Origin of the sequence: Phytobacter sp. V69 (genome assembly GCF_965644215.1) — a bacterium.
GTDB lineage: Bacteria > Pseudomonadota > Gammaproteobacteria > Enterobacterales > Enterobacteriaceae > Phytobacter.
The window spans coordinates 1-8,927 of sequence record NZ_CBFFRL010000190.1; the positions used below are offsets into that span (position 1 = coordinate 1).

At 55.8% G+C, this 8,927-nt stretch carries 5 protein-coding genes and 3 pseudogenes; 5 read left to right on the top strand and 3 right to left on the bottom strand.

The genetic code is table 11. The features are described from left to right. Positions 1-69: 69 nt before the first annotated feature. The 5 genes and pseudogenes from ACSZPU_RS20505 to ACSZPU_RS20525 form a co-directional block, all read left to right on the top strand. Positions 70-561, top strand: a pseudogene (locus tag ACSZPU_RS20505) (ATP-binding cassette domain-containing protein); the annotation flags it as partial. Between the two features lie 29 nt (positions 562-590). Beyond that, positions 591-1,730, top strand: a complete 1,140-nt coding sequence (locus ACSZPU_RS20510; RefSeq protein WP_499002628.1) for an ABC transporter substrate-binding protein — start codon at positions 591-593, stop codon at positions 1,728-1,730. Positions 1,731-1,797: 67 nt separating this feature from the next. Next, positions 1,798-2,628: an ABC transporter permease gene (locus ACSZPU_RS20515; RefSeq protein WP_499002630.1), complete on the top strand. Its 831-nt coding sequence runs from the start codon at positions 1,798-1,800 to the stop codon at positions 2,626-2,628. Beyond that, positions 2,628-3,485 (top strand): ABC transporter permease, encoded by an 858-nt coding sequence (locus ACSZPU_RS20520; protein ID WP_499002638.1) that lies wholly within the window; start codon positions 2,628-2,630, stop codon positions 3,483-3,485. Before ACSZPU_RS20515 ends, ACSZPU_RS20520 begins: the two co-directional genes overlap by 1 nt. A gap of 109 nt (positions 3,486-3,594) precedes the next feature. Continuing rightward, positions 3,595-4,503, top strand: coding sequence for a LysR family transcriptional regulator (locus ACSZPU_RS20525; protein ID WP_499002633.1), 909 nt, complete (start codon positions 3,595-3,597; stop codon positions 4,501-4,503). A gap of 96 nt (positions 4,504-4,599) precedes the next feature. Here the strand turns inward: ACSZPU_RS20525 and ACSZPU_RS20530 are convergent. The 3 genes and pseudogenes from ACSZPU_RS20530 to ACSZPU_RS20540 form a co-directional block, all read right to left on the bottom strand. Next, positions 4,600-5,653: pseudogene (locus ACSZPU_RS20530) on the bottom strand (FecCD family ABC transporter permease). Next, positions 5,650-6,645, bottom strand: coding sequence for an ABC transporter substrate-binding protein (locus ACSZPU_RS20535; RefSeq protein ID WP_499002636.1), 996 nt, complete (start codon positions 6,643-6,645; stop codon positions 5,650-5,652). Before ACSZPU_RS20535 ends, ACSZPU_RS20530 begins: the two are co-directional and overlap by 4 nt. A gap of 11 nt (positions 6,646-6,656) precedes the next feature. Further along, a pseudogene (locus ACSZPU_RS20540) lies at positions 6,657-8,634 on the bottom strand (TonB-dependent receptor); the annotation flags it as partial. Positions 8,635-8,927 lie beyond the last annotated feature (293 nt).

Genomic DNA, 8,927 nt, shown 5'->3' on the forward strand with positions numbered 1-8,927 from the left:
GCGGGCATCGTGAAAAGTCTATGTCAAAGAAAGGGTTATGTTCTCATAATTGACGATTAAATCGCACCTTCCTTAATTGTCACCCACGATCAGCAGGAAGCGCTGGTCATGGCGGACCGCATTGCGGTGCTCAATAATGGCCGAATAGAACAGATAGGCACGCCGGAAGATATTTATCAGCGTCCGGCAACGCCATTTGTTGCTGATTTTATGGGCGCGGACAATAAAATTTCCGCTAACGATCTCTTCGTCGCCTCAGATATTTCACTGCGTGCACAGGGGAAATATTCCGCCGACGATTTCCGTGACCGTACTCTTTATTTTCGCAGCGCCGATGCGGCGATCTGTGCATTAACCTCGACCACGCCGGATGAGGGCTTAACTCTGAATGGCGTGGTCGAACAAAGTGCGTTTCTTGGCAATTTATATCGCCATAGCGTGCGTTGCCGTGACCGTGTGTTACTGGCGGATTCAACACAGTGCTGGCCTGCGCGGTCCTCCGTGCGACTGCATGTTCCGGCCAGCGCGTTACATATTTTTCCATCGTCGCAAGCAAGTTGACTTCATCGTGTTCATTTTGGGGATAGACCATGTTTACTAAAACGAAAGCTGCGGTAGTGACTGCATTGTTCCTGAGCTATGGCGCACAGGCCGACACCATTCTGAACGTTGCCACAGCAGGCGATCAGAATATGGTGGATTACGTGAAAACCTGGCTGGGGCCGAAGTTTGAAGCGGCGCATCCAGGGGTGAAAGTGCAGGTGGTTGGCACCGGTCCGGGTGATGCCGGCTCGAATAAAATCATCGAGAAACTGAGCGCGCAAAAAGAGAGTGGTGCGAAGACCTGGGATATTGACGTGGCGGTGGTGCACCAGAAAGCCGGTGGCGAACTGGTGGAAAAGGGGCTACTGGAGAAATATCGCCAGCAAATTAAAACCGGCAGCATGGTGAGCGCGGATAACGCGAAAAATGCCCTCGGCGTAAATGTTGATGGCTATGTGATGCCGATGTTTTTAAGCCAGTCTGCCATTGCATGGAACAGCGATGCGATCAAAACCCCGCCGGCGTCTTATGACGAGCTGGTGAGCTGGGCGCAGAAAAACCCGCAGGCGTTTGGCTATAACGGCATCAAAAACGGCATGTCCGGCGTGAGCTTTGTGGTGGGCTGGATATACGCCTACGGAACCGATGCCCAGCATCTTTCTGCGCTGCCGTACGATAAAGGCGTGGCGAAAAACTGGAGCCAGGCGTACGAGAAACTGAAAGCGTTTAATAAGAACGTGACCTTTACACCGGGTAATGCCGGGACGCTCGATATGCTCAGCCGTGGCGAGATCACGATGGGGCCGGTGTGGGTCGATATGTTCTACAGCTGGAAAGACCAGGGCAAGCTGCCGCCGTCAATCAAGCTGGCGCTGCTGTCGCCGGGTATGCCGGGACAACCGATGTACTACGTGACCCCTGCGAAAGCGGCAAACCCGCAGCTGGCACGCGAGTTTATCGAACTGGCAACCAGCCCGGACGTGCAGGCGCAGGGGATCGTGAAGCAGTTCAACTGGTATCCGGGCATCAATGCTGAGCATGTGAAGCCAAAACTGGATCCGGCCACCTGGCAGAAGCTGTTCGCGGAAATCTCGCCGAAAGCGTTGGCAGATTACGGTAAAAGCTTCCCGATCACCCCTTACTTTGACGACATCAAAGAAGGCTATGAAAGCCAGGTCGCCAACTAATCATCGACAATACTCAGGTGCGACATGATGTCGCCCTGAGCTTTTTTTGCTGACACCAGGTTTTGCTATGCGCCGTTCGTTGAAATATCTGTTGCTGGTCGCGCCCGCCGCGCTAATGATCGGCATCCTCTTTTTGTACCCGCTGGGGTTCTCGCTGATTGCCGCGTTTACCAACGATGCGCGACAGCTTACCCTGACCCATTTCAGTAAGGTCTATGCCCTGTATTCCAGCGATATCGCGTTTACGCTGGTGATTGTACTGATTTCCGTGGCGCTGCTGGCGGTGATTTCCATCACCCTCTCGGCGGTGATCACCTTGTCTCCCTGTCGGCCCATCGTGCGCATGCTGGGGTTCTTGTACCGCCTGCCGCTGTTTATTCCGTTTATTGTCGCCGCACAGATGATGCGCACCTTTCTGGCCAAAAATGGCCTGATGAACAATGCGCTGGTGGCAACCGATCTGTTTACGCCGTTGGAGACTGTCTCCTGGCTGGGCTGGAAAGGGATCATCATCACCTTTGTCTGGAAACAGCTGGCGTTCGCGACACTGCTGATCTGCGGTGCCATGGCGGCGCTTGAACAGTCGCAAATCCTGGCCGCACGCAATCTCGGGGCCTCGCGTCCGCGCATTCTGTTCGACATTATCCTGCCGCAGGTGCTGCCTGCGATTGGCGTGGCGCTGGTGCTCTCCACCGTGACCATGATGTCGGTGCTCTCCGTGCCGCTGATGATTGGCGTCGGTACGCCGACGATGATGACCGTGGACATGGCGTTTCGCGTTAATTCCTATGGCGACTATGCCGTGGCCAACGCGCTGGGCGTAGTATCACTGCTGATTTGCGGTGCGCTGTCGTGGTTCTACCTGCGCCACAGTCTGCAACAGAAGGGAGGCGAATGATGAAAGAGGTAACGATGACATTACCGGATACGTGGCTTAAGAAAGGACGCAGAAAGCTCAGCGCCAGCCTGCCGCTACAAACGCTGTTGTTGGTTTTTATGCTGCTGGTGATGTTTGGCCCGCTGCTGAATTTGCTTATCTGGACGGCGGCGGAAAGCTGGTTTTTCCCCCACACGCTGCCCAGCCAGTGGGGGCTTAAATACTGGTATCAGGTGTTCAGCCCGTACAGCGATGTGTCCGGATCGCTGATCACCAGCGTGCTGATTGCGGTGCTGTCGGTGGTGGTGTGCCTGCTGATTTCGGTACCGGCTGGCTATGCGCTATCACGGCGCGGCATGCCGCTGCGCGTGCTGTTTATGCTGTTGTTTTTGATTCCGCAGGCGTTTCCGAACCTGACGGTGTACATGAATATCGCCCGCCTGTTCTATCAGTGGGGGCTGAATGGCACGATAGCGGGGGTGGTGCTGGTGCATAGCGTACACGGCCTGATGTATTCGGTGTGGATCTGTGTCGCGGCGTTTTCCGCGGTCGATCCGCTGCTGGCGCGGGCCTCACGTAATCTCGGGGCCGGACCGATTTACACCTTCTGGCATATCATACTGCCGCAGGCCTCACCGGGGATCATTGCCGCCAGTATTTTCGTCTTCCTCGAATCGCTGGATGAGTTTACCGGCACCTTTTTTGTCGGCGCACCGGATATCACCACGCTGCCGCTGCTGTTGTATAACGCCAGTATGTCGGGCAACTATCAGGTGTCGTCTATCACCGCCCTGATTTTGCTGGTGCCGTCACTGCTGTTTATGCTGGTTATCCATAAATTTATGCGCCCGGAGATGCTATCGAAGCTGGGGAAATGATGGGGGGACATTGAGGTAGCGTCGACGTGGTTAGCGGGCGCTGCCATTGCGCACACATCAAAAAAATCACTACAATGCAAAACCATTATCGACCTCAAGTTGAGAATCTATGGAGCGCATCAGTGACATCTCGCTTTTCCTGCGGGTGGTGGATTTAGGTTCAATCAGCGCCGCCGCGCGCAGTGAAAATCTCTCGCTGGCAGTGGCCAGCAAGCGAATACAACGGCTGGAGGAGAGCCTCGGCGCGCGGCTTCTCAATCGTACGACCCGGCGTCTATATCCCACCCCGGAAGGGGAGTTGCTGGCCTCGCAGGGGCGGCCATTGATTGATGCGCTCAATGCCCTCGGTGACTCTCTGCACACCAGCCGCTCCGAAGTGACCGGCACCATCCGGGTGACGATGTCGGCGTCGTTCGGACGTTTGTATATCTCCCCGCTGCTGGTGGAATTTCAGGCGCTGCACCCGGACGTCAATTTTGTGGCGCACCTTAGTGATGAGGTCGTGGATCTGGTGAAAGGGGGCTATGACCTCGCTATTCGCATCGGCCATCTTAAAGACTCCAGCTTAGTGGCAAGGCGCATCGCTGCGAACCGGCGCGTGCTGGTGGCGTCGCCGTCCTATCTGGCGCAGCGTGGTATGCCGCAACACCCTGGTGATTTAGCGACGCATGACGGACTTTTAATGACCGACGCGGACGGCAAACGGGATGCGTGGAAACTGCTCACCCCGGATGGGGGGAGTGTTCGGGTTAAAATTAACAGTAAGATCGAGAGCAATTTTGGCGAGCTGTTGCGTGATGCGGCGGTGTATGGACGAGGGATTTCACTGCAGTCTATCTGGCATGTGGCCGGCGATCTTAACGCCGGACGTTTGCAGATTATCCTGCCTGAGTATTCGGTACCGGAGAGCTTTATCCACGCGGTGACGCCAACCCGGTTGATGCAAACACCGCGCATTAAAGCCTTTATTGATTTTCTGCTGGAGAAGTTTTCCGACCCTGCGCCCTGGGAAAGATAATGCCTGACTGTGCGGCTCACGGGCTGGCCCGCGACATCTCCCCTTCATCGGCCTTGCGACCATAACCCGTCATGAGTTGATGAAGGGGGAACCCATTCATGACACTCTCCCGCGATGGCGCAAAATAATACTCAGAAAAAAAAGGTACGCCGACCAGCGAGGTCACAATGCCGACGGGAATAATGATGCCCGAAACGATATTTTTAGACGCGACAGACGCCAGCGACAGTACCAGCCCGCCGGTTAACACGCTCCCCGGCAGGTAGTAGCGATGATCCTCACCAAACAGCATGTGCGCAATATGCGGTGCCACCAGCCCGATAAAACCGATCGGTCCGACAAACGCCACCGACAGTGCGGCAAGCAAACTGATGCGCAGCAGCGATCCCTGACGTAGACGGCGCACATTGATACCGAAACTCATGGCGCGGTCTTCACCCAGGCGAAGGGCGGTGAGTTTCCAGGCATTCAGCATCGACAACGGTATAACGCAGAGAAACGCCAGCGCCAGGATGCCGATTTTTTGCCAGGAGGCGCGCGCCAGGCTGCCCATCGTCCAGAAAACCAACCCCTGTAGGGTGTCCTCATCGGCGATAAACTGCAGCATGGCGACCAGCGCGTTAAAGGTGAAGACCAGCGCAATACCAAACAGCACGACGCCCGAGGTTGCCACCCGCGTCCAGCGGCCAATCGCATCCAGCAGCAGGGCGGAGAGCAGGGCGAAAACAAAGGCGTTCGCCGGGATAAACCACTGATCGGTTACACCCGGGATCCCCAGGCCCAGCACGATGGCCAGCGCCGCCCCGAACGCCGCGGCAGACGACACCCCGAGCGTAAACGGACTGGCAAGCGGATTGTCAAGGATGGTTTGCATCTCCGCACCTGCGAGCCCCAATACCATGCCAACCAACAGTGCCATCAGTGCATAGGGCAGACGGATTTCCCAGACGATAATCTTCATTCCGGTGCTGACGGCCTGCGGATGAACCAGCGCCTGCCACACCTGATGCAGCGAAAGTCCGGACGGCCCGAGGGTGAAATCCAGCAGCAGCGAGGCGAGGATCGCCAGTAAAAGAACGCCCGCCATCGATAAACGGTGGCGCAGTACCAGGCGATAGCGGGCGTGAATATCAGACGCAATATCAGTCATCTGGAGGGAGACAATATTTCGTTAATTTGCGCATCGGTAAGGTGCAGGTCGAAGAACGTGCGATAAAAATCCCGCGTCTCTTTTGTCATGTCAATGTCGGCAAAACGGTCCGGATAGAGCACTTTTGCCAGCCACAAAAATTGCAGCGCCTCTTCGCTGGTTTCACGGCACCACCAGAACATCCCTTTCGGGTTCACCACAACGCGATGATGGATAACGGCATCGATGCCCGCCCACTGCGCAGAAGCGTTAATTTCATCGGCGTCGCGTTTGTTCATCGCCACAATCACCTGCGGATTGGCGGTGACCACCTGCTCCAGCGCCACTTCCCCGGCGCTGTGTTTATTTGGGCCAAACCAGGTTTCTGCCACATTGCTGGCGCCCGCCAGATCCATCCAGTCCTGATTGAGCGACGGGCGGCCGGTGGTGGTCAGCGGATTGCCCATGCCGTGATAGACGCGAACGCGCGCAGTCTCAGGGAGATCTTTCAGCCGCGAGGCAACCAGTTCGACGTTATGGGCAAAGTACTGCGCATAGGCCTGCGCTTTTTGCTGCGCGTCTGGCCCCAGCGCCTCACCGGTTTTTTGCACCCTCTCACGCAGGGCCGCCATGGAGTTCGCTTTGAAAGCCAGTACCTGGACACCGGCCTGTTCAAGCACCTCCGGGCGGGCAATTTTCATATTCTCCGGGATGAACAGCATTTGTGTGCCGAGCGAGATAATTTGCTCCGGATTGAGTTCGTTGCCGTTGTTCATGCTCACGATTGGCACATCATTAATGCGCGGCAGACTCTGGCGAAACAGGGGGATCTGTTTCGCCACCGCCGAGGTTCCCACCAGGCTGTCGCCATAGCCCAGCATGGTGATGATGGTGTTCTGTGCGGGCCACGGGGAGGCGATCCGCACATCGGTGTGTGGCAGGGCGGCCTGCAGGCCGCCGCTTAAAAAGGCACTGACGGCAAGCGCCAGTGCGGGAAGAAGAGGGATTTTCATCAGTGTCTCACTCAGAAGTCGAAGGTGACAGATGCGCGAACTTCACGACCGCTACCCAGGAACGCACTCGGGGAACCGCCGTCGCCATCGGTACCTGACGGGAAGATAGATGCCCAGTAATGCTCATTGGTGACGTTATTGACCGCCACGCGGAAGGTGGTCGGCACGATGTTAAGTTTGGTGGTGTAGCGAGTGCCTAAATCCAGGGTGGTGTAGTTGTCCGCCCAGGCCATATTGGTGTCGTTGGCGGCGCGTTTACCGGTGTAATGGACGTTGGCGCTGTAAACCCATTGCGGCATCGATGGCAGGTTATATTCGGCCAGGATATTCGCCTGGACTTTCGGTACGCCGACCACGCGTTTGTTGCTGGTGCTGTCGGAAACGGTATCTTTCAGTTCGGGATCGAGGAAGGTGACGCCGCTGTAAATGTTCAGCCCTTCGTAGACGCGACCGGTCGCCGTCAGCTCCAGACCGTTGTTGACCTGGTTGCCTTGCTCTTTGTAGACCATATCGCTGCTGTCAACATAGGCGAACGGGCGCTCTAAGCGGAACAGTGCCGCACCCAGGTTCATGCCGCCGGTGTCGGCTTTAAGGCCACTGGCTGCGGTAGGGGGCGAGCGTCTGCCCGGCGTTTTTCAGCCTGGTGCCCGTTGGCGCTGTCGCACCCTGTTCCAGCGAGTCGGCATAGCTGATGTAGGCCATGACTGCCGGGGTGATTTTATACATCAACGCCGCGTTCGGGCTCAGACCGTTCTGGTTAATCTCGCTGGTTTTATTGCCCGAGGTATTGAAGTTTTGCGACTGCAACCAGCTCTGGCTCAGGTAGAACATCGCCGACCACTGCGGGTTAAAGGTCACCGTATCGCCAAGGGTAATACTCTGCTGAGTGTTTTCGCTCGATTTGTAGCGCGGGCCGTCGGTGTTGATTTTCCCCGCGCCCGGTTCCGTCATCGAAGACGGGTTATACATATTGCTGGTGCCCAGATCATAGCGCTGCGTGGATCCCAGACTGCCGTAAATGGACCAGACATAGCCGGTGGTGGAGAGCGCCACATCATGACCAATGGAGCCGGTATCCACATGGCCGTTGAGCGTTGCGGTGTTGCTCAGCACCCGGAAACGCCCGGCGGAGCTGGCGTCGCTCATCGAGCGCTTAATGTCGCCATCACTGTTCAAAATGGTGCTTGAAACAGAACGCATCGCGCGATCGGCCTGTTGCCAGCCCACTCAGGCAGTGACGGACCAGTCATCATTCAGATAATGAATCAGACGGGTGCTGAGGGTATCGGTGGTCAGGTCATTGCCCGCCGTATCCAGCGTCAGATTTTTATTTTTAGGGTTCGGCGCGGAAGGCAGTTTGACATTGGCCCCGTAACTAAAGCTGCCGGGATAACCTTTCTGAATAAATTCGTAATGGCTGGCATCGAGCTGCAACTGCGTACCGGGCTGGATATTCCAGTCGAAAGCGACCGCCAGCAGTCTGCGACGTAAGGTGCTGTCATCAACGTTGCCTTCGCCTTCTTCGTTAACGGCATTGATGCGATAGCCGAATTTATTATCGTCATCAATATGGCCGCCCAGATCGACATGCCCGCTCACGGCGCTACGGCTCTGATAACCGAGGGTCACTTCGCGTAAGGTCTGCTCTGTCGGACGTTTGGCGACAAAATTAAACTGTCCCGCCGGGCTCGCCGGGCCATACAGCGCACCGGTCAGGCTGTTCAGCACATCCAGACGCTCCAGCATTTCAACCGAAAACGCGGTGGTGGAGACAATATTCAAGCCATCAAGGCGGCTGTTCGCCACCACGCTGCCCTGCATACCACGGCTTTGCGGACGACCCACATCCATCCCGCCGCGTGCCTGCATCTGCGTGCCTGGCGAATACTTCAGCAGTTCCGACACGCTTTTGGCCTGCTGGTTTTTGATCATCTTTTTGGTCACGGTGGTGGTGGAATAAGGGGTATCAATCCATGTCTTATTCCCCAGTATTGGTATTTATGTATTTGAGACCAGGTGCGACGGGAATGCCTGGCGCTGATAAAGTACCTGGAACGTCACGCTGAGTTTTATTTTGAAATATTTCTGGGGATCGCAAAAAATCGACAAATAATATGAATATTTGTATGGATTTCCTTAAGTTAAATTAAAAAAGTTGATAGGGTTAAAACCTACCAAAATTGGCTAACCCATTGTTAAGATTACTCTTAGATAGTGTCGTCACAAGATTTTAGCCCAGAGAGCGATGCATCTGATCTGGACGGCAGCGAGAAATGAGGCCG

Coding starts and splice junctions, on each gene's coding strand:
- ACSZPU_RS20510 (WP_499002628.1), top strand. CDS start 591: ATGTTTACTAAAACGAAAGCTGCGGTAGTGACTGCATTGTTCCTGAGC.
- ACSZPU_RS20515 (WP_499002630.1), top strand. CDS start 1,798: ATGCGCCGTTCGTTGAAATATCTGTTGCTGGTCGCGCCCGCCGCGCTA.
- ACSZPU_RS20520 (WP_499002638.1), top strand. CDS start 2,628: ATGAAAGAGGTAACGATGACATTACCGGATACGTGGCTTAAGAAAGGA.
- ACSZPU_RS20525 (WP_499002633.1), top strand. CDS start 3,595: ATGGAGCGCATCAGTGACATCTCGCTTTTCCTGCGGGTGGTGGATTTA.
- ACSZPU_RS20535 (WP_499002636.1), bottom strand. CDS start 6,645: ATGAAAATCCCTCTTCTTCCCGCACTGGCGCTTGCCGTCAGTGCCTTT.